The following is a 22,759-nucleotide window of genomic DNA, read 5'->3' on the forward strand; positions in this document are numbered from 1 at the left end:
TTGGAATCAATCATTTCCTACTTCGAAACCATTCCATCTTTACACAGGAGCCTTATTCTGGTTGGGGGAATTACCTGTTTTTGGCTTATAGAAAGTGCCGTACCACTATTCCATTTTAAGTATAAAAAATGGCGTCATGCCTTTCCAAATTTCTTTTTCACCTTCACCACCATCTTGATTAATTTCAGTTTGGCTTTTGTTTTATTGAAAACAGCCGATTGGGTTAAAGCCAATAACTTTGGAATAATCAATTGGTTGCCCGATATGCCATTGTGGTTATATGCTTTATTAGGGGTTATGCTTTTGGACTTTTTTGGAGCTTATCTAGCTCATTATGTCGAGCACAGGATTAAACCTTTATGGATGGTCCATTTAGTACATCATACAGACCATCATGTGGATACCACTACGGGAAACCGTCACCATCCTATCGAAAGTGTTATTAGATTTGCGTTTACAACATTGGGGGTATTGGTGGTAGGAACACCTATAGCGCTAGTTTTTATGTATCAATCCCTATCAGTTGTTTTTACTCAGTTAACACATGCCAACATAAAGATGCCGCCCAAATTGGATAAAATGATTAGTTATTTTTTTGTATCCCCAGATATGCATAAAGTACATCATCACCATGTGTTGCCTTATACCGATTCTAATTATGGAAATATTTTTTCCATTTGGGATCGTATCTTTGGTACATACATGGAGCTAAATAGAGATGAATTAGTCTATGGGGTAGATGTGTTCCCTAATGAAAAGGAAAATGGGAATTTAGGCAATCTATTGACTCAGCCCTTTCAGAAATATAAAAAGCCAACGGTTTTACCAACGAATGAATCTAATTAAATCCTTTGTTTTCATTTTAACAACCCTGGTTCTTATGAGTTGTGAATCAAATCCAAATATCGGTGTTCAGGGACATAGAGGGTGTCGCGGATTGCTACCAGAAAATACATTGCCCGCGTTTCAAAAGGCCATAGAGTTGGGGGTGAACACGCTAGAACTAGATTTAGCCATTTCAAAAGATCGGCAAATTGTGGTATCTCATGAGCCTTTTATTAGTCGTTATTATTGCTTGGATTCATATGGAGAGGTTATTCCAAGAAGATTGGATATGAAGTACAATTTTTTTCAAATGACCTATGATTCAATTAAACAATTTGACTGCGGCAGTAAACAGCACCCTAGGTTTCCAGATCAAAGGAATTTTAAGACCCATAAACCATTGTTAGGAGAGGTCTTTAAATTATCAGATTCCTTAAATCCAAATATTAAATATAATATTGAAATCAAATCAAAACCAGATTTTGATGACCTATATACTCCTAAACCACATGAGTTTGTTAGCCTAGTTTTGGATGAGGTTAGAAGATATGGTGTGGCTTCTCGTTGTAATTTGCAATCTTTTGATGTCAGAGTTCTAGAGGAAATCAAAAAACAAGATCCTGATATGGTTGTCGCCCTTTTGATAGATGAAAAGGAATCAATTGAAGACAAGCTGAAAGAACTAAGTTTTACGCCAAAAATTTTAAGTCCTTACTTTGAACTATTGTCCAAAGAAACTGTGAGTGCCTACCAAAATCAAGGATTTTTGGTAATTCCCTGGACCGTTAATGATCCAGAGGACATGGAACGGATGATAGCCTACCAAGTGAATAGTATAATTACAGATTACCCAGATAAATTAATAGCCCTAATAAATTAAAAAAACCAAAAATATTTAACCTACATGATTCAACTTTCAACTTTATCCCATCAATATGATCTCAGCAATCATTCCAGGGAGATTTACTAGAAAAATTTATTAATTAATTCATTTCAAGTTTTTTAAGATACAGTGTTCAAAGATTATTTGAACAGGCAATCTTTTGCCAAATAGATAAGCAAACTTTAATTAATCACTATATATTTTTTATCAAGAATGAGAAAAACAGGAACCATTTTATTTTTATTTTTTCTTTCTGTGCTCTTGCACGCACAAAACAATTTTATTCCCGGAAGTATCACAAAATTGGATGGAACTATCCATAAGGGAGATATTAATTTTCAAGATTGGAAACGATCTCCAAAACAAATAGAATTTCGAAACGGTGATGGTACCATTACTTTTAGCCCTGAGAGATTACTAGGATTTACAGTAGGGGAAGAAACTTATATCTCGAGATTAACCTCATTGGATGTTACCGAACAAAACTTGAATAAAATGCATCCTTCAACTCCTGTTGAGTTTATGGATGTTCATATATTTTTAAGACAACTGGTTGAAGGAAACATTAATCTTTATGAATATTTTGATTATAGGTCACACTATTTTTTTGAAAAGGATGACGTTTTTAGAGAGTTGAATTATCGAGAGATGTTAACTGATAATTTGAAGTTGAAACCTCAGAAAACCTTTATTGGGCAATTGAATTTATTACTTTCCGATTGCCAAGATGTTCATGTCAAGGAATCAATGAGCTATAAAAAGGAACAACTAGTCAAATTGATAAATGAGTATAACCATTGTGGAGACCAAACCTATGTTTACAAAAAAAAGAGAGAAATTGAAAACGGCTCTGGGGCCTTTATAGGTGTTGGGGTTACCAAACTAAATTTGAATACAGAAAGTTCGGAATCGGCGTTTGTAAACTACAGCCCAGAAAATAATATGTCCATCAATTTTGGAGGGTTTTATGAACTATTTATCAATAAAGATTTAAAGAAATGGTCCGTTTTAGGAGAACTAGGTTTCTTTAAAGTTAAAGGGGATACCGAGTATTCCCATGTTTATTTTGAATTGTTTGATTATCATAATCGCCAACAGTTTGAATACCAAATTTCATCTGTCGATTTCAATTTATTAATTAGGTATCGATTCAATACGAATAATCAAAAGCTGATTCCGTTTTTGGGCGGAGGTGTCGGAGTAAATTTCACTTCTGGAAATTTAGAAGTTTTTCAGACCAAAGATGGATCTGATGGAACAAATCACTATAAGTTTGAACCTAGAAAGATGAACTTTGGTCTTTCCTTAGGGGCTGGATTGGAAGTTTCCAAGTTTGCCCTTGAATTGAGATATGGATTTGTCTCCAAAGTTTTCAGTTTTGCTGATTCTAGTGATTTACAAACATTTATGCTAAGAGCTTACTACAACTTTAATTAACCATTATATATCATTTAAACAACATGAGAATAAAAATTTCATTTTTAGGCCTTTTCTTCATTTCTGTGCTAATGCATGCACAAAATAATTTTATCCCAGGAAGTGTCATTACTGCTGAAGGGACAACACGTAATGGAGAAATTAATTTTCAAGATTGGAAACGATCTCCCAAACAAATTGAGTTTCGAAATGGTAATGAAACTATGATTTATACGCCAGATTTGCTTCAAGAATTTACTGTAAATCAGGAAACATATATTTCTAGATATACATCATTGGATGTGACCGAACAAAATTTAGATAAAATGCATGCAGATACGCCAGTTGAGTTTATGGATGTGCATGTTTTTATGAAACAAATAGTTCGTGGAACCATAAATCTTTTTGAATATTTTGATAGTAGAAGTCACTATTTTGTTGAGAAAGGAGATGATTTTAGAGAATTGAATTACAGGCAAATGTTAACAAAGGATTCCAAGTTGAGACCTCAGAAAAATTTTATTGGCCAATTGAATTTACTTTTTTCCGATTGTAAAAGTGTCAAAGCGAGTAATTCTCTGGATTATAAAAGAGAAGAGTTAATGGAGGTAATTGAAAAGTACAACCATTGTGGTGAAACGGACTATAAGTTCAAAAAGAAAAATAAAATAAAAAGTGATTACGGAGTTTTTGTGGGTGTAGGACTAACCCAACTAAAATTTGAAAGAACAACTGGTGTTTTTGAAGGATTTGAACCTGAGCATACGGTTAGTTATAATGTAGGCGGATTTTATGAGATATTTATAAATGACCAATTGAAAAAATGGTCTGTTTTAGGAGAACTGGGATATTTTTCAGTTGAAGATTCATATGAATACTCTTATGTATATAGTGCCGCATTAGATTATAAGAGCCACCAAAATTTGAAGTTTGATTTATCTACTATTTATTTGAATTTAATGGTACGATACCGTTTCAATACTAATAATCAAAAGATAGTTCCCTTTTTAGAAGCTGGTCCAAGCTTTAATTATTCGTTATCTGGTTCTATGGAGGTAGACCAGCATAAGGATAACGTTGAGGTAGATAATTACTACGTATTTGAACTTAGAGATGTTATTTATGGGTTGCAATTAGGTGTGGGCGTTGATATAGCTAAATTCAATGTTGGCATTAGATACGTGACTAATTCCAAAGTGCTGAATTTTGCCGATCGAACAGGACTCAATAGCTTCAATGCAAGAGTGTCTTACAGCTTTAATTAGTAGAATAGTATTTTAAAAAAAGGATGGCAGATGCCATCCTTTTTCATTTACGGATATATCAAATACCTTTCTCTTTTCATTCTGAAGACTTCCAATCCTTCTTTCCAGGAGGCTCTTATTTCTTCATTTGAAAGGCCATCCATTATTTGTTGTTTTAACTTTTTCGTTCCAGCCAATTTATCAAAGAAAGAATTGAAAAACGCTTCTTGATTAGTTGTATGTCGGTAGGCTTTAATGATATGAGATAAATCTAGTTGATCTAAAGGTTCTAAATTGGATAAGTCCATACCATAGCAAAGCTTACCTTCATGCTTGGGGTGTTTGGCTCCTTCATTAGACTCAGGAGTATAAGAATAGGGAAAAGTGGAAGCCCTTAAATGCGGACTTCCAAAAACCTGAAACTGCTTTTCAGTACCCCTTCCTGCGTTTACATTAGTGCCCTCAAAAAAACACAAGCTGGGATATAAATTAATGGCGTGTGCATTTGGTAGGTTTGGAGAAGGTTTTATTGGCAAATCATAAGATTTTTTATGATTGTAATTATCCATAGGGACTACCAGTAAATCACAAGTAATTTTATCTTTTAACCAACCCTCAGCATTAATCATTTGGGCATATTCACCTATAGTCATACCATGAACTACTGGAATGGGATGCATTCCAACAAAACTTTGAAATTCGGGCTCTAAAATAGGGCCATCAACATAATGTCCGTTTGGGTTAGGACGGTCTAAGATAATTATAGAAATGTTCAGTTCAGCACAAGCTTCCATTACATAGTGTAAGGTCGATATATATGTGTAAAATCGAGCACCTACATCCTGAATGTCAAAAACAAGAACGTCAATGTCTTCAAGTTGTTCAGGTTTTGGTTTTTTATTGTTACCATAAAGAGAAATAATTGGTAAACCTGTTTTTGAATCCATGCCGTCATTTACATGTTCACCTGCATCAGCCTTACCTCTAAATCCATGTTCTGGAGCAAAAACGGCTTTAATAGAGACGTTCAAGGACACAAGAGAATCAACAAGGTGGGTATAGCTTTGGTCGTTTTTAAAAATGACACTGGTTTGGTTGGCTACAATACCAACTTTCTTTCCTTTTAATTCTGGTAAATAAATTTCGGTTCTGTTGGCACCAACTATAATAGGTTGGTCCTCTATCTCGTTATTAGACGAAGACATTTCTCTATTATTTAAAGAATCTTTTGGTCTGGAAATGTTTCCACAGGAAATGAGTATCAAGACAAAGAATAAAATGGTATTTTTGAGCATCTTTAAACCGTGAATCATAATTTGAATTTCGAATATTTTACAGCTAAACGTATAATTGATAGTAAAACGTATAAAAGTAGCGTTTCGGCTCCAATTATAAAAATAGGAATCACGGCAATTGCCATTGGAATTATCGTTATGCTTGTTGCTATAGCAACGGGGATAGGGCTTCAGCAAAAAATAAGAGAAAAGGTTTCAGCGTTTAATGGGCACCTTATTATTTCCAATTTTGATAGTAACAATTCCCAAGAAAGTGGTGTCCCTGTTTCTCTAGATCAAGATTTTTATCCGGAGTTCAAATCGGTTTCTGGTATCAAACATATTCAAGGAGTGGCTTCCAAATTTGGTGTTATAAGGACAGAGGATGACTTTGAAGCCATCATAGTGAAAGGAGTTGGGCAGGATTATCATTGGAACTATTTTAAAGAGTTTCTTCTTGAAGGGCGTCTCCCTGATTATTCCAATGGAAGGAGTGAAGAGGTGTTGATTTCAGATTATTTGGCGAATAGAATGCATTTTAAAGTGGGGGATCGGTTTACAACTCTGTTCAGAAAGGAAGATCCTAATAAACCACCAAGCATGATTACCTATAATGTGGTTGGAATTTACAACTCTGGATTTAAGGAATTTGATGAAACTTATATCGTTGGTGATATTCGTCACTTACAAAGATTGAATGGATGGGGGCCAAATGAAGTAGGGAATTTTGAAATTTATTTGGACGATTACAGTCAAATAAATGAAAAAATGATGGAAGTTTATCAGAACACACCTTCTATGTTGAATACTTATAGTGTTGAAGAAAAATTCCCCTCTATTTTTGAATGGATAAAGATTTTTGATAAAAATATCTATGGAATTATTGGCATCATGATTATTGTTGCCGGGATTAATATGATAACGGCTCTACTAGTACTAATTCTAGAGAGAACACAAATGATTGGGATTTTAAAAGCTTTGGGAAGTGATAACTGGAGCATCCGTAAAATCTTTTTATACAATGCATCCTATTTAATTGTCTTGGGGTTGTTTTGGGGGAATCTGATTGGGTTGGGATTGTTATTTGCTCAAAAGTACTTAAAACTATTTCCTTTAAATCCAGAAGTCTATTATGTGACAGAAGCCCCTGTTTATATGAGTTTGGGATATATTTTAGCCCTTAATTTGGGAACCTTTTTATTGTGTCTTGCAATGCTTTTAATACCTTCGATAATCATCACTAAAATTTCTCCTGTTAAGGCAATTAGATTTGAATAGTTCAAGGATTTAAGAATGGATTTTTATGAAAACTTTTTCTTTTCCCTATTTTTGCCAACCAAAACCACATTATGGAATACGCTAAAAATATCTTGGATACCATAGGTAATACACCTTTGGTGAAAATCAATAAACTCACCAAGGAATTACCTTGTTTGGTATTAGCCAAATATGAAACGTTTAATCCAGGAAACTCTGTTAAGGACCGAATGGCCTTAAAGATGATTGAAGATGCTGAGGCGGATGGGAGGTTAAAACCTGGAGGAACGATTATTGAAGGTACTTCTGGAAATACAGGTATGGGATTGGCTTTGGCTGCCATTGTAAAAGGATATAAATGTGTTTTTGTAATAAACGATAAACAGTCCAAGGAAAAAATGGATGTACTCAGAGCTATGGGAGCAGAAGTGGTGGTTTGTCCTACGGCTGTGGCACCGGATGATCCTCGTAGTTATTATTCAGTATCTAAAAGGCTAGCTGAGGAGACACCTAACTCCTGGTATGTCAATCAATATGATAACCCTAGTAATGCTTTGGCACATTATGAAAGTACAGGTCCAGAAATTTGGAAACAAACAGAAGGTAAAATCACCCATTTTGTGGTGGGTGTAGGAACTGGGGGTACCATTTCTGGTGTTGGAAAATATTTGAAAGAGCAAAATCCAGATATTAAAATTTGGGGAGTGGATACCTATGGAAGTGTGTTTAAAAAGTATCACGAAACTGGTGTTTTTGATGAAAATGAAATCTATCCGTACATAACAGAAGGTATAGGTGAAGACATACTTCCAAAGAACGTTGATTTCAGTATTATTGATGGTTTTACTAAGGTAACAGATAAGGACGCTGCCATTTTTACTCAGAAATTAGCAAAGGAAGAAGGCATGTTTTTAGGAAATTCTGCTGGTGCCGCCATTAAAGGTGTATTGCAGCTAAAGGAACATTTCTCCAAAGATGATGTTGTGGTGGTATTGTTTCATGACCACGGTAGCCGGTATGTTGGCAAGATGTTCAATAATGATTGGATGAAAAAAATGGGTTTTTTGGAGGAATAGGCTTGAATTGAATGAATCTTTAAAAAACAAGAGTAAATTTTCCTTTACAAATCAAAATGATTAGCTTCAAGGTTTGAGTGGGAATCCTATTCAACCTTTTAACATGACTGAGCAAAAATTTAAATTCAAGCATTTACCAAAATTAACTGCCAAAACCTTTAAGGCTTGGATGGCTTCAGACCCTTGGAGAATGAGTGCGGTTGTGGCTTATTACGCTGTATTGTCTTTGCCTGGCTTGTTGGTAGTTATTATCAACATCATTGGTGGGATTTGGGGTTCAGAATTAATTAGAGGTGGGTTGATCAATGAAATAAAATCAGCTTTGGGTGCCGATGCTGCCCAAACAATTGTGGCAATTGTAGAAGATACTCAAGATCAAAAGAAAAGTATTTGGTCTACGGTGATTGGGTTAGCCACCTTGATTTATGGATCTACCGGTGTTTTTTATCAACTACAAATTTCATTGAATAAATTGTGGCGTGTGGAATCCACTAAAAAACATTTTAAAAACCAAATTTGGGAATTGATTACAGATAGAGCAAGAAGCTTTGCATTCATTTTGGTCATTGGTTTTTTATTACTGATTAGTTTTGCTTTGACGGCAGTTTTATCAGCAACTACTGATTATTTGGGAACTCTTTTTCCAGATTTGGTGGTTTATTTGGCTTATGGCTTGGACGGAATCCTATCATCAGCTATTATTTTTCTATTGTTTGGCTTGATGTTTAGATTTATGCCAGACCGTAAAATTGAATGGAAAAATGTATGGATAGGTGCATTTTTTACAGCAGTTTTGTTTGTTTTGGGCCAATTTTTACTCGGACTATACTTTGGGAAATCAGATCCGGGGTCTACTTATGGAGCTGCAGGAGGACTGGTTTTAGTGCTCTTATGGGCTAGTTACGCATCCTTAATTTTCTTTTTTGGAGCGCAATTCACTAAGGTATATGCCGATACCTATGGATTGAAAGAAAATGAGAATGAGAGTTTACTTAAAATTAATGTTGTTGAATAAAGGAGCCTTGTACGCCATCTAAAACCTCTAATTTGAATAAGGTTTCAATGGAATTGCAAGAATCTTTCATAAACTTCCTTATTTTATTGGAAGTTAAAGGCAGGTTTTTACCAGCCAGCTGCCAAGTATCCTCATCTGGCCATTGCATATAAGCAATATAGTGTTGTTGGCATTTTTTGTGAAGTACGGCACCTAATCCCCCTTCATGCATCTTAATTAATCTTGTGACTTCATTCCATGCTCTTTCAAAGGTTGACTCCAACCCAGGTTTTACTTTAAAGGAATAGATAACCGCAAACATGATGAATGTATTTAAAATGATTTCTAGGTATCTTAAGATGCTAATAAAGATACAAGTTTTTTACTTTAAATATAAATTTGAAAAGTTAATATTTGCCTGTACTTCAGGAGTTTGATAGAATAGAACTAATATTTAAATAGGTTTTTAAGTTTTAAAAATCTTTGCTCTAAGAATCTGTAAGAAATGAATGAAATAAACAAAGTAATAAGGAGGTAGGTAACAAACTGAAACGAATGATTTAAACTAAAATTTTGATTTTTGAATGTTTGGGTGTTTTGGCCAAAAATAATAGGGCCAAATATTTCTGGAATAAAGTAGTGGTATACATACAAACCATAACTCAATTTCCCGATCCAAATTAGAATCTTATTTTTAAAGAAGAAAGCTTCTTTAAAATTTTTGTTCTCATGATGAACTATGAAGTGGTTGATTAGAGCAGTGGTCATAATGGCCATTGAGGTTCCTAAGGGTAAATTTGGGATAAAAATTACGCCATATAGGAATAGGTATTTCATTAAGAATAATACAAGTATAATAATACCCAAGGGAGCAAATACTTTTTGAAATTTAATTAATGTAGGAGGGTTATATACATAGTAAAAGGCTAGTAATGACCCCAAACCCAAGGCATCAAAACAAGAAAGGGTTGAGATACCAACTTGTTCAATTTCATAATTAGAAAGATATTGGTGTCCAATTCCTATAAAGATGAAAATAATGATCACCACCGGCAGGTATTTTTTGTGGCAATAGACCAAAATCCAAGGCCAAATTAAATAGAATTGTTCTTCGACAGCGAGAGACCAAAAATGAGAGAACAAACCTCCCCAAGTTTCGTTGAATAAAAAGTAATAATTGGTGGTAAAGGTAGCGAGATAGGGAAGAAGCTTTTCAAAATCAACATACAGATTGATATGATTTTGTAGTATATAACCTAAGGTAATTGCAAAATAATATAGAGGGAATATTCTTAAAACCCTTCTTCGGTAGAAACTTTTTAAAATGGTCTTTTTAGAGGTATGATTGGTTTCGTGATTTTTTTTGGCAAATAGAAGAATGGAGGAAATAAGAAATCCACTAATTACAAAAAATATGTAGACACCCATAGCTCCTAAAGAGAATCTATTAACATGTTGGGCAGGTTTCCAATGATGAAATATAACAAAAAGTACAGCTATAGCTCGTAAGCTGTCAAGTTGTTTTATGTATTGCATTTAGATTAATAGCAGGTTGTTATTCAGCTAAATATAATCATTTTAATTTATTGGCCATGGTGCAGATTAATAAAAATCAACGACTGAATAAGCTAGAACAATAAACAGCTAAAATCCTTAATAGACATTTTAATTTTTCAATTCTATGAAATAAAAAAATGTTTTAATCTACAATTTCAGGACACACCTCTGGGTGTACAAAAGATTCAACAGATTTGATTCGCCAATCTCCTAAACTTTTTGAGAGTTTGAATATTTTCATGCCACAATGAGAGAATCCCCCACTTTCGTAGGTATCGAAATAGACTTTGACTTCTGCCTTTTCTTGATCCAATTGTGAATTACTTATTACATTATTAGAAGACAAGAGGTTAATTTTGTCAATATGGTATTTACTATAATTTTTTAAAACTTCTGATTCAAAATAAGAGGAACTGTTGGGGCCTTTGTGATTAAATTCTTCTACATAGGTAACATTATCTAATTCCCACATGGTTACAAAATAGGTGTCGATAGCTTCTTTAATTTGTAATTGATCGTTATTACTGGTTTCTTGTGGTATGGCACTCATTTGAAATCCGAAAATGAGTACAATTAAAATCCCTAGTCGTTTCATAATGTTTGAATTAAGGTTAGAAATTGGTTTTTAATATGTCATTTAATTAACGAAGTGGGACAAATAACCTCGGGGCCAATTTTAGGGATAGATTAAAAAAATTGGTGTATGAATTTCAAAAAGAAATCCAAATCATACAATTCCATGCTACGGATTGCTCTTAAGGAAGTAAATACTATTTCCCTTAAAGATACTAAAAAAAATAAAAGCAATCAACTTTGTCAGTGGGTTAAATCCTCTTTTGGAGAATTTTTGTTGGTAATTATTCAAATATTAGGGCCCTAAATTGTCATATAAATGAAATGTTAACCTTTATATTGTTAAGTCTAAGGTTTATCATGAATTTAACAAATTTTTCTTGTGCATATTAAAACCCCAAAATACTTTTGTGCCAAATCATGAGGCAAACTTTTGCAAAATATCTGCTAGGTATCGCTATCCTTTTAGGAGGTTTAGCCCAATTGTTTGCAACTTCCAATTTTAATGTTGATTCTGTAGAGGATATCATAGGAAATGTTTCCGAAGCTTCCAATGCAAATCAGTTGACCTTATCTTCAAAAGACAATCAGGGTCATTTCGATTTCGAAAAGTTTTTTACTGAAATCACGGAAAGTGAGGAGGTTGAAGGTAGTCATGATCAAAATGGCAATTCCATTTCTTTTCACCACCAGGTAAGTATTGCCTTTTTATATGCTTTTTCTTGTTTAAGAACATTAGAAGCACATTCTAACCCGCTTTTTGATCGAAAAGAATCCTTATCAAGGACTGTATACAAGAAGTATATCCAATTTCAAGTTTTTAGAATCTGAAAATCTTCAATGGTAAAATCTCATTTACCATTTTTTGAATCCGTTTCATTACCCAAAATGAGTCTGTCCTAGAATTAAGTCAGGCTACTACTTATCAACATTTATTCATTTTAAAATTTCATTGTACTATGAAAAAATACCCAATTTACATGGGCCTGTTGGTCATGTTTATTATTAGTATTGGTTGCGAATCCCACAAAGAGGAGAAGCACGAAGAACGCACTTTTCAAGTAACCAATCCCATTTACAAAGATACATCTATCACCAAAGAATATGTTTGTCAGGTTCACTCCATCAGGAATATAGAACTGAGAGCTATGGAAAAGGGCTACCTTCAAGAAATTAAGGTAGATGAAGGACAAAAAGTCCAAAAGGGACAGATGATGTTCCAAATCATGCCAAACATATATCAAGCAGAACTTCAAAAAGCGAAAGCAGAAAATGATGCGGCTTCCATTGAATATCAAAACACTAAGCTTTTGGCAGATAATCAAGTGGTTTCTCCCAATGAGTTAGCACTTGCAAAAGCCAATTTTGAAAAATCGAAAGCTGAAGTGAAACTGGCAGAAACCCATTTAGGTTTTACAAATATTAAAGCGCCTTTTGATGGGATCATGGACCATTTGCATGTAAGAGAAGGAAGTATGCTTGAAGAAGGAGAATTACTTACTACTCTTTCAGATAACAGTCAGATGTGGGTATATTTTAATGTTCCTGAAGCCGAATATTTAGATTACATCATGAGCGCCAAAAAAGAAGAAAAAAAGGAAGTAAGCTTGCTCATGGCCAACAATAAAAAGTTCAATCAAAATGGTATTGTAGAAACCATTGAAGGTGAGTTCAATAATGAGACCGGGAATATAGCTTTCAGGGCCACTTTCCCAAATCCTGATGGCATTTTGCGACATGGAGAAACAGGAACAGTTCTTATGAAAACAGCTTTGAATCATGCCTTGTTGATTCCTCAGAAAGCCACATTTGAGGTGTTGGATAAACATTTCGTTTTTGTTGTTGATCAGGATAATGTAGTTAGGCAACGAGAAGTCAAGGTTGGCGCCGAATTATCCAATTTGTTTGAAGTTACTCAAGGGCTTGAGGAAAACGATAAAGTTCTGTTGGAGGGGATCCGACTTGTGAAGGATGGTCAGAAAATAAAATTTGAGTTGGAAAAGGCAGATGACGTTTTAGCTCATTTAGACATATACGCCGAGTAGAAATCCCAAAACTATCAGACAATGTTTAAAAAGTTTATTCAAAGACCAGTATTGGCCATTGTCATCTCTGTAATTATTGTTTTTACGGGATTCTTGGCCATAAAACAACTGCCCATTTCGCAGTTTCCGCAAATTGCACCAACCACAGTAAATATTTTTATAGCCTATCCAGGTTCTAGTGCCGATGTGTTGGTGAAATCAACTTTGATTCCTTTAGAAACGGCTATCAATGGTGTCCAAGGCATGCGATATATTGCTTCCGATGCCACTAGTGCAGGAGAAGGAACAGTAAGAATTATTTTTGATCCAGGTACCGATCCCAACGATGCCGTAGTCCGGGTGAAAACTAGGGTTGATCAGGTGATGCCTTTGCTGCCTGAATTGGTTCAAAGAGAAGGGGTTATCATAACTCCTGTTCAGCCCAGTATGTTGATGTATGTCAACCTTTATAGCAAGAAGGATAATACCGATGAAAAATTCCTTTATAATTATGCTTACACCAGAATTGTACCTGAAATCCAGAGGATAAACGGTATTGCCAGTGCCCAGATTTTAGGTAGCCGTAAGTTTGCCATGAGGGTTTGGCTGAAGCCTGACAGGATGCGGGCCTATAATATTTCAGCCGAAGAAGTTCTTGAAGCAATGCAAGATCAAAGTATTTTGGCACGTCCCGGTAGGATTGGTCGAAGTTCTGGGAAAAAATCACAGGCCTTGGAGTATGTGTTGACCTATCAAGATAGGTATAGTGAGCCCCAACAGTATAAAGACATTATCATTAGAGCAAATGCCGAAGGGGAGATGATAACCCTCGGAGATATTGCCGATGTGGAATTGGGAAGTGAGTTTTTTGATATTTATTCCAATTTGGATGGAAAACCTTCTGCTTCAATTGTACTTAAACAAACCTTTGGAAGTAATGGTAGTGATGTCATTGATGCTGTCAAGGAGAAGCTCAAGGAACTCAAAGAAGATTTGCCTCCAGGAATTGACTATAAGATAAGTTATGATGTGTCAAATTTCCTCGATGCTTCCATCGAACAGGTACTTCATACTTTAAGGGATGCCTTTATTTTAGTGGCCATTGTTGTATTTCTATTTTTAGGAGATTGGCGCTCGACCCTGATCCCGATAATTGCAGTTCCAGTATCCTTGGTAGGTGCATTTTTTATCATGCAAATTTTCGGACTCTCCATCAATTTGATTACCCTATTTGCCTTGGTTTTGGCCATTGGAATTGTTGTGGATGATGCCATTGTGGTCGTGGAGGCGGTCCACATAAAAATGGAAGAACAACATCTTAGTCCTTATAAGGCCTCTCAGGCGGTTTTGGGTGAAATAGGTGGTGCTATTATCGCAATTACATTGGTCATGGTTTCCGTGTTTATTCCTATTTCTTTCTTGACAGGACCGGTAGGGGTATTCTATCGACAGTTTTCCATAACTATGGCTGGTTCAATCGTGATTTCGGCTATTGTGGCCTTGACTTTGACTCCTGTGTTGTGTGCTATGATTTTAAAGAATAATCATGGGCAGCCTAGGAAAAAGTCCTTAATGAATCGTTTCATTGATAGTTTTAACAGACTTTTTGAAAGGTTGACGGGGCGCTATGTAGGCGTTTTGAAGCATATAGTGCATAGAAGGGTAATTACTTTTGCAGTTCTAATTGCATTTTGTGTAGGAACAGGATTGGTGAATAAAATATTGCCTTCCGGATTTATTCCAAGTGAAGATCAAGGGATGATCTACGCCATTATCCAAACCCCACCAGGTGCAACTTTGGAACGTACCAATGATGTGGCACGTAAACTTCAAGCCATTTGTGAGGAAATAGAAGGCGTGGAATCTGTATCATCTTTGGCTGGTTATGAGATTATGACTGAAGGACGTGGATCTAATGCAGGAACTTGTTTAATCAACTTAAAACCTTGGTCTGACCGGAAGCATTCGGTTCATGAGATTATGGAGGAATTGGAAGAAGAAGGAAAGAATCTTGGTGCGGTGATTGAATATTTCGAACCCCCTGCAGTTCCTGGATTTGGCTCCTCAGGAGGTTTTTCTTTGAGACTCCTTGATAAAACCAATGGCACTGATTACCATGAATTTGAAAGAATCAATAACGAATTTTTGGAAGCCTTGGGAGAACGAAAAGAGTTGAGCGGTCTGTTTACCTTTTTTGCAGCCAATTATCCGCAGTACGATTTGAAGATTAATAATAAGGCGGCTATGCAAAAAGGTGTTTCCATTGGAAAGGCCATGGAAAATTTGAATATCTTAATTGGTAGTACCTATGAGCAAGGTTTTATCAAATTTGGTCGCTTCTTTAAGGTATATACCCAAGCAGCTCCAGAATACAGAAGTCTTCCTACAGACCTTGAAAAACTCTTTGTGAAAAACGAAGAAGGACAAATGGTGCCTTATTCTTCTTTTATGACTTTGGAAAAAAAGCTGGGACCTAACGAAATCACGCGTTATAATTTATACAATTCGGCTGCCATTAGAGGATTGCCAGCCAAAGGTTATACGAGTGATAATGCGATAAAGGCGATTCAGGAAGTAGCCAAGGAAACATTACCAAGAGGCTATGATATTGCTTGGGAAGGATTGTCATATGATGAAGCGCAACGTGGAAATGATGCCCTTTATGTCTTTATAGTAGTTCTCATTTTCGTGTATTTTGTATTGGCTGCCCAATACGAAAGTTTCTTGTTGCCTTTTGCTGTCCTTTTATCCTTGCCCATTGGGGTTTTTGGTTCCTTTTTAATGCTAAAACTTATGGGACTTTCCAATGATGTCTATGCGCAGATAGGTATGATTATGTTAGTGGGATTATTGAGTAAGAATGCGGTGTTGATCGTCGAGTTTGCGGTGCAAAAAAATAGGCAAGGAGCCAGCATCCTTGAGTCAGCAATTGCAGGAGCAAAGATGAGGTTCAGACCTATTTTAATGACCTCATTTGCTTTCATTGCCGGTTTGATTCCTTTGGTTCTAGCCTCAGGTGCAGGAGCTATTGGAAATAGAACCATTGGAGGTTCATCTTTAGGAGGCATGTTGATTGGAACCGTATTTGGGGTTTTGGTAATTCCTGGATTGTATTTCATTTTTGGAAAAATGGCTGAAGGCAGAAGCTTAATCAAGGACGAAAATCTTGAGCCTATGTCAGAAGAATTTATGAGGCATGGAGAGGAGCAAAGTGGCTTAAGACAGAAATTGAATGAGATGAATAAACAATTGAAAAAATTAATGAAGAATCGAAAAGATGAGAAGTAATATAATCTTAAAATATAACATACCTCAATCTTGGGGTCTTTTGGGTCTGGTGATACTGCTATTTTTCAGTTGTGTCCCGACTAAGGAAATAAGGGAAGAGAATGCCTCTCTTCCCCAAAGTTATCAGGAAGAAATTTCTGGAGATACCACAAATGTAGCTACCATTAATTGGAAAAGCTTTTTTAATGACGATCAGTTAATAGCACTTATTGATACAGCCTTGGTGAACAACCAAGAGTTGAATATATTAATGATGCAGGTGGATATGTCTAAAAATGAAATTAGAGCTAGGAAAGGAGAGTACTTACCTTTTGTTGGAATTCAGGCAGCCGGAGAAGTTGAGAAAGTTGGTAGATACACAAGTCAAGGAGCTAATGATGCCAATTCGGACATTAGACCAGGCGAGGAATTTCCAGAACCACTTCCAAATTATCAAGTTGGAGCGTTTGCTACATGGGAATTGGATGTTTGGAAAAAGCTAAGAAATTCCAAAAAGGCAGCTATGATGGATTATTTGGCCACTGTTGAAGGAAAAAACTTTATGGTTACCAATTTGATTTCCGAAATCGCTGACTCCTACTACGAGTTGGAAGCCCTGGACAATAAGCTTGGGATCATTCAGCAAAACCTAAAACTTCAAAATGACGCCTTAAAAACAGTTGAGCTTCAAAAACAAGCCGCTCGAGCTACCGAATTGGGAGTACAAAGATTGCAGGCTGAGGTTTATAAAAACCGAAGTGAACTGTTTTCAGTCAAACAGGAAATTGTAGAGACCGAAAATAGAATCAACTTTCTCATTGGAAGAACGCCACAACACATTGTTAGAAATTCTGATGTGTTTGTAGAAAAGGAATTGGATACTTTGTTCTCAGGTGTGCCTTCGCAATTACTCAATAATAGACCCGATATCAGAAAAGCGGAGTATGAATTGGCTGCGGCCAAGTTGGATGTCAAAGTGGCTAAAGCTAATTTTTATCCTTCTTTCACCATTAAAGCAGGTGTGGGATTTGAGTCTTTTAACCTAAAATATTTGACTACATCCCCGGCTTCTTTATTGTATTCGGTGGTGGGTGATATGGTGGCGCCTGTAATCAATAGAAATGCTATAAAAGCTGAATATTTCAATGCCAACGACCGGCAACTTCAAGCTATTTTTGAGTATGAAAAGACCATTTTAAACGCCTATATAGAAGTGGTTAATGAAATGTCTAAAATCGACAATTTAAAAAAGAGCTATGAACTTAAAGAGAATCAAGTAGATGCTTTAAATCAATCAATAGATATTACCAATAAACTGTTTAAATCAGCAAGGGCCGATTATATGGAAGTTCTGTTAACTCAAAGAGATGCATTGGAATCTAGAATTGAACTAGTAGAAACCAAAAAAGAACAATTATTGGCTCGAGTTACCCTTTATAGAAATTTAGGTGGCGGTTGGCAGTAATGGTGTGATCAGTCGTTTTAATTTTAAGGCCATTCCAAAATTTTGGAATGGCTTTTTTCTTGAAGGAAATTTCAAGAAATGTTGCGATTTTTCCTTCTTTCTTATCAAATTTTATAAGCAAAAGTATGACAAACATCAGTAAATTTAACTATTAAATTTCTAACTTTACTCGTTCATTATCAGAAGTATCTGAAAATTAATACAACAAAATTAATCATGAATAAAGGACTATATGTTGCCACTATGGAATCTCATAGTGGTAAGTCGCTGATTACATTAGGTCTAATGAATTCCCTTTTGGGAAAAGTAGCTAGAGTTGCTTATTTCAGACCTATTATAGATACCCATAAAACCGGAGTTGATAACCATCTCGATACGGTTTTGTCCAATTTTGACTTAAAATTGGATTATGAGCAGGCTTATGCTTACACAAGACCGCAATTGGTACAAATGCTTAACCAAGGAAAGTCTGGACAGGTTTTAGATTTAATCATTCACAAATACAAGCAACTTGAAAACGATTTTGACTTCGTTTTGGTCGAGGGCAGTGACTTTTTGGTTGACGGTACGGTGTTTGAGTTTGATTTTAATGTGTTAATGGCTAAAAATCTTAGAATCCCTGCTATTATAATTGGGAGTGGTCAAGATAAATCGCAAGCTGAGATGTTAAACGGTTTGGAAATGGCCTTTCAATCATTCTCTCAAAAAGAGGTGCCTGTGCTGGGAGTAATTGCCAATAAAGTTTCGCAGGACAATTTAAAACCAACAAAGAAGGAACTTCAGGCATTTTTTGGTAGTGATGTAGCAGTTTATGCCATCCCAGAAATCCCAACTTTGGCCAACCCAACAATTAAAGAGGTAATAGATGAGCTAGAAGGAACGGTGTTGTTTGGAGAAGGATATCTTAATAATCAAACAGGAAGTTATGCGGTTGGGGCAATGCAATTAAGAAATTATTTGACATTTCTCAGGGAAGATGCCTTGGTGATCACGCCGGGGGATCGTGCAGATATTATTTTGGGCGCACTTCAAGCCAATATTTCTGCCAGTTACCCAAGAGTTTCCGGAATCGTGTTGACTGGAGGGTTGATTCCTGAAGAACCTATTTTGAAATTAATAGAGGGATTGTCTCAAATTGTTCCCATCATTTCGGTTAAAGGAGGAACGTTTTCTGTGACGAATAAAATAGGTCAAATAAAATCAAGAATTTATGCCAGTAGTTCTCAAAAGATAGAGACTTGTCTTAATGCCTTTGAAAAATATGTTCCCATAGACCCTATGGTTGAAAAATTAATCAATTTCAAGCCTATAGGAATGACACCTAGAATGTTCCAATATGGATTGTTGCAAAGAGCCCAAAAAACGAAAAAACATATTGTTTTACCTGAGGGTAATGACGTACGTATTCTTCAGGCGGCAGCAAGACTTTCTGGTTTAAACTTGGTTGATTTAACCTTGTTGGGAGAAAAGGATAAAATTGAAGAATTAGTCATGCTTCATGGAATTCCATTGGATCTAAATACGGTTTCAATTATCAATCCAGTTGAAAGCGATTATTTTGAAGATTATGTTTCTACGTTTTATGAATTGAGAAAGCATAAAAATGTCAATATGGATATCGCCAGGGATTGGATGAGTGATGTTTCCTATTTTGGAACCATGATGATTTACAAAGGGCACGCCGACGGTATGGTATCTGGAGCGGCACATACAACACAGCATACCATTAGACCAGCACTTCAATTTATTAAAACCAAGCCTGGTGTTTCTGTGGTATCTTCCATATTCTTTATGTGTTTGGAAGATCGAGTTTCCATTTTTGGAGATTGTGCCATTAACCCAAATCCTACTGCTGCTGAATTAGCTGAAATTGCTATTACATCGGCAGAAAGTAGTAAAACCTTTGGTATTGAACCGAAGATTGCCATGTTGTCCTATTCCTCAGGTACTTCAGGGAAAGGAGAAGATGTCGACCGAGTGCGCGAAGCGACCGAAATAGTGAAAAAACAAAGACCAGATCTAAAAATAGAAGGCCCTATTCAATATGATGCCGCAGTAGATATGGCTGTTGGGAAAAGCAAAATGCCTGATTCTGAAGTTGCTGGTCAAGCCAATGTATTGATATTTCCTGATTTAAATACAGGGAATAATACCTATAAAGCGGTACAAAGAGAAACTGGTGCGCTGGCAATAGGTCCCATGCTTCAAGGTCTAAATAAACCAGTAAACGATTTAAGTAGAGGATGTACAGTTGATGATGTATACAATACCATTATTATAACTGCTATTCAGGCTCAATTATAATTGGTTTTGCCAAGATCTAAAACTATAGTATTAATATTGTTGATGGATATCAAATGAAACAAATTTTAGTAATAAACTCCGGAAGTTCTTCAATCAAATTTCAATTATTGCAAATGCCTAACGAAGAGGTTTTGGCTTCTGGAATGGTAGATAGAATAGGACTGGAGCAATCAAATATCAAATATCAATCGGAATCGTTTTCTATCGAAAAGGAAGAAAATGTTTCAGATCATACCCAAGCCTTAAATATTCTTTCCCAACTATTATTGGATAAGGAAAATGGAGTCGTTGAAAATAAGGATGATATAGATGCTGTTGGACACAGGGTGGTTCATGGTGGAGCAAATTTCACCAAAACAACCTTTGTGAATCAAGAGGTAAAGGATAAAATAAAAGATCTATTTTCATTGGCTCCCTTGCATAATGTTCCCAATTTTAAAGGAATTGAGGTGGCTGAGGAAATTTTCCCATCCGCGAAACAATTGGCTATTTTCGATACCGCTTTTCATACCACTATTCCTGAAAAGGCACACAAATATGCCATTCCCAACGAGTTTTACGAGAAAAAAATCAGACTTTATGGGTTCCATGGAACGAGCCATAAATATGTTTCAGAGAAAGCAAATGAAGTGTTGGAACTAAAAAACTCCAAATTGGTAACCGTGCACTTAGGAAATGGCTGTAGCATATCAGCCGTGAAAGATGGAATCTGTATCGATCATTCATTAGGTTTTGGACCTATGAATGGGTTGATCATGGGGACACGCTCTGGAGATATTGACCAATCGGTAATATTCTATTTGATTGATAAGTATGGGTATTCCTCTAAAGAAATTAATGAATTACTCAACAAAAAGAGTGGCATGTTGGGTCTGACAGGGTTTAGTGATTTGAGAGATATAGAATCGGAGGCTGAAAAAGGAAATAAAAATTGTCAATTGGCATTAGAAATGAATGCGTATCGAATTAAAAAGTACATAGGTAGTTATGCAGCTGCTATGAACGGTCTCGATGCCATTGTGTTTACAGCGGGAATAGGTGAAAACAGTTCTGTGTTGAGGTCTTTGGTTTGTAGGGATATGGATTATCTGGGAATTCAATTGGATTTGGATAAGAATGAAAAAAGATCTAGAGAGGTTAGGACAATTCATGGTCAAGATTCTCGAGTTTCTATTCTGGTTGTCCCAACAAATGAAGAATTGGAAATTGCTAGACAAGTTTACAGTTTAATATAACTGCAATCCTAAAAGAGGATTTTTAATTTATTGCATTTGAGATTAATATCTGCTAAATTTAATCCATGCAAGAGGATTTTCTACATTTTATCTGGAAACATAAAAAATTTCATCAGGAGCAATTGGAAACAACCCAATATGAGCCTGTTGAAATTTGGAATGTAGGAACCCATAACCATAATTCTGGTCCAGATTTTTTTAATGCTCAAATTAAAATAGGGGACCAGCTTTGGGCTGGAAATGTGGAAATTCATATGAATTCCAGTGACTGGTTTCAGCATAATCATGAAAATGACCCCGCCTATAATAATGTGATTCTGCATGTGGTTTATCAACATGACACTGAGGTCTTCCGTAGTGATAATTCAACGTTACCAACCGTGGAGTTGAAACCTTACTTAGATGAAAGAACTGTAGCAGGATATCGTGAGCTTTTTTCAAAGCAGGATAAATGGATTAATTGTGAAACCCATTTTTCCGAGGTTCATGGATTTACAATTAATAATTGGTTGGAGCGCTTGTTTGTTGAAAGGTTGGAAAGAAAATCCCAGGCCGTTTTTAAACTTCTAGAAAAGACCAAGAATAACTGGGAGGCTGTTTTGTTTGTTTTACTAGCAAAGAACTTTGGCCTTAAGGTTAATGGAGAGGCATTTCAAAGTTTAGCAGAATCATTAGATTTTAATGTTGTAAGAAAGGTACGATCCAATCAAATGGCCATTGAAGCTTTACTGTTTGGGCAAGCTGGTTTGTTGGATGGCGAACAGGAGGATGGTTATTTTAAAAGCCTCAATAAGGAATATCAATTTTTGAATCAAAAGTTTCAGTTGTCTAATCAAGGAGTTTTGCCCATTCAGTTTTTTCGATTGAGACCTCAAAATTTTCCAACTTTACGATTGTCACAGCTAGCCACGTTATATCATGAAGAGGAACATTTGTTTTCTCAATTGATGGACCTTAACAAAAAGGAGGCATTTTATAAATTGTTGCGTAAATCGACCTCTCCTTATTGGGACTCTCATTATAGTTTTGGAAAGGAATCCAAAACGTCCAAAAAGGTAATGAGCAAATCGTTTGTTGACTTGCTTATGATTAATACCATAATCCCTTTAAAATTTGCATATTATCAATCTTTAGGAAAAGATCCTTCCGAGGATTTGTTTCAATTGGCCCATGAAATTAAACCTGAAAAAAATCATATAGTCCAAGCTTTTGATCAACTAAAAAAAGTGGGTTTTTCTTCTTTGCAAACCCAAGGGTTACTGCAGCTGAAAACAGAATATTGTGATAAAAATAAATGCCTTCAATGTGCCATAGGAAATGCATTGATAGTTAAATGATTTATTAAGGTTTGGTTCAGGATATCTT

General features: G+C 35.7%; 18 protein-coding genes. 14 read left to right on the plus strand and 4 right to left on the minus strand.

The annotated features are described in order from the left end of the window. The 4 genes from LOK78_RS05980 (at position 1) to LOK78_RS05995 (ending at position 4,389) form a co-directional block, all read left to right on the plus strand. Positions 1-846: a sterol desaturase family protein gene (locus LOK78_RS05980; protein WP_232634326.1), complete on the plus strand. Its 846-nt coding sequence runs from the start codon at positions 1-3 to the stop codon at positions 844-846. A gap of 34 nt (positions 847-880) precedes the next feature. Then, a complete protein-coding gene (locus tag LOK78_RS05985; RefSeq protein WP_232394423.1) occupies positions 881-1,705 on the plus strand; it encodes a glycerophosphodiester phosphodiesterase in 825 nt (274 codons plus the stop codon). A gap of 216 nt (positions 1,706-1,921) precedes the next feature. Beyond that, a complete protein-coding gene (locus LOK78_RS05990) occupies positions 1,922-3,145 on the plus strand; it encodes a porin family protein (protein ID WP_232634327.1) in 1,224 nt (407 codons plus the stop codon). A gap of 23 nt (positions 3,146-3,168) precedes the next feature. Continuing rightward, positions 3,169-4,389, plus strand: coding sequence for a porin family protein (locus tag LOK78_RS05995; protein ID WP_232634328.1), 1,221 nt, complete (start codon positions 3,169-3,171; stop codon positions 4,387-4,389). Positions 4,390-4,436: 47 nt separating this feature from the next. Here the strand turns inward: LOK78_RS05995 and LOK78_RS06000 are convergent, their stop codons facing one another. Continuing rightward, on the minus strand, positions 4,437-5,681 hold the full coding sequence (locus LOK78_RS06000) for an exo-beta-N-acetylmuramidase NamZ family protein (RefSeq protein WP_232634329.1): 1,245 nt from the start codon (positions 5,679-5,681) through the stop codon (positions 4,437-4,439). Positions 5,682-5,684: 3 nt separating this feature from the next. Between LOK78_RS06000 and LOK78_RS06005 the strand changes: the two genes are divergently transcribed. From LOK78_RS06005 to LOK78_RS06015, 3 genes are all read left to right on the plus strand, one after another. After that, complete coding sequence (locus LOK78_RS06005; protein WP_232394532.1) at positions 5,685-6,920, plus strand: ABC transporter permease; 1,236 nt, start codon at positions 5,685-5,687, stop codon at positions 6,918-6,920. A 71-nt stretch (positions 6,921-6,991) separates the two neighbouring features. Further along, complete coding sequence (locus LOK78_RS06010; RefSeq protein ID WP_232634330.1) at positions 6,992-7,975, plus strand: PLP-dependent cysteine synthase family protein; 984 nt, start codon at positions 6,992-6,994, stop codon at positions 7,973-7,975. Between the two features lie 103 nt (positions 7,976-8,078). Then, entirely contained in the window at positions 8,079-8,990 is a 912-nt protein-coding gene (locus tag LOK78_RS06015; protein WP_232634331.1) for a YihY/virulence factor BrkB family protein, read from the plus strand. Here the strand turns inward: LOK78_RS06015 and LOK78_RS06020 are convergent. The 3 genes from LOK78_RS06020 to LOK78_RS06030 form a co-directional block, all read right to left on the minus strand. Then, positions 8,974-9,291 carry an antibiotic biosynthesis monooxygenase family protein gene (locus LOK78_RS06020; RefSeq protein ID WP_053972342.1) on the minus strand — a complete coding sequence of 106 codons (318 nt, stop codon included), beginning with the start codon at positions 9,289-9,291 and terminating at the stop codon, positions 8,974-8,976. The genes LOK78_RS06015 and LOK78_RS06020 overlap by 17 nt on opposite strands. A gap of 125 nt (positions 9,292-9,416) precedes the next feature. Next, on the minus strand, positions 9,417-10,505 hold the full coding sequence (locus tag LOK78_RS06025) for an acyltransferase family protein (RefSeq protein ID WP_232634332.1): 1,089 nt from the start codon (positions 10,503-10,505) through the stop codon (positions 9,417-9,419). A 163-nt stretch (positions 10,506-10,668) separates the two neighbouring features. Then, a complete protein-coding gene (locus LOK78_RS06030) occupies positions 10,669-11,121 on the minus strand; it encodes a hypothetical protein (protein ID WP_232634333.1) in 453 nt (150 codons plus the stop codon). 398 nt (positions 11,122-11,519) lie between these two features. Here LOK78_RS06030 and LOK78_RS06035 point away from each other — a divergent pair, with 398 nt between their 5' ends. From LOK78_RS06035 to LOK78_RS06065, 7 genes are all read left to right on the plus strand, one after another. After that, a complete protein-coding gene (locus tag LOK78_RS06035; protein ID WP_166959351.1) occupies positions 11,520-11,930 on the plus strand; it encodes a hypothetical protein in 411 nt (136 codons plus the stop codon). 128 nt (positions 11,931-12,058) lie between these two features. Continuing rightward, the gene (locus LOK78_RS06040) at positions 12,059-13,144 is read left to right on the plus strand and encodes an efflux RND transporter periplasmic adaptor subunit (protein WP_232394414.1); all 1,086 of its coding nucleotides are present in this window, start codon (positions 12,059-12,061) and stop codon (positions 13,142-13,144) included. 21 nt (positions 13,145-13,165) lie between these two features. Next, positions 13,166-16,411 carry an efflux RND transporter permease subunit gene (locus LOK78_RS06045; protein WP_232394413.1) on the plus strand — a complete coding sequence of 1,082 codons (3,246 nt, stop codon included), beginning with the start codon at positions 13,166-13,168 and terminating at the stop codon, positions 16,409-16,411. Next, on the plus strand, positions 16,401-17,855 hold the full coding sequence (locus LOK78_RS06050; RefSeq protein WP_232394412.1) for a TolC family protein: 1,455 nt from the start codon (positions 16,401-16,403) through the stop codon (positions 17,853-17,855). The genes LOK78_RS06045 and LOK78_RS06050 overlap by 11 nt, the downstream gene beginning before the upstream one ends. 216 nt (positions 17,856-18,071) lie before the next feature. Then, a complete protein-coding gene (gene pta, locus LOK78_RS06055) occupies positions 18,072-20,159 on the plus strand; it encodes a phosphate acetyltransferase (protein WP_053972349.1) in 2,088 nt (695 codons plus the stop codon). A gap of 53 nt (positions 20,160-20,212) precedes the next feature. Further along, positions 20,213-21,394, plus strand: coding sequence for an acetate/propionate family kinase (locus LOK78_RS06060; protein WP_232394411.1), 1,182 nt, complete (start codon positions 20,213-20,215; stop codon positions 21,392-21,394). Between the two features lie 65 nt (positions 21,395-21,459). After that, complete coding sequence (locus LOK78_RS06065; protein WP_232394410.1) at positions 21,460-22,731, plus strand: DUF2851 family protein; 1,272 nt, start codon at positions 21,460-21,462, stop codon at positions 22,729-22,731. Positions 22,732-22,759 lie beyond the last annotated feature (28 nt).

Source organism: Mangrovimonas futianensis, from assembly GCF_021245805.1.
GTDB lineage: Bacteria > Bacteroidota > Bacteroidia > Flavobacteriales > Flavobacteriaceae > Mangrovimonas > Mangrovimonas futianensis.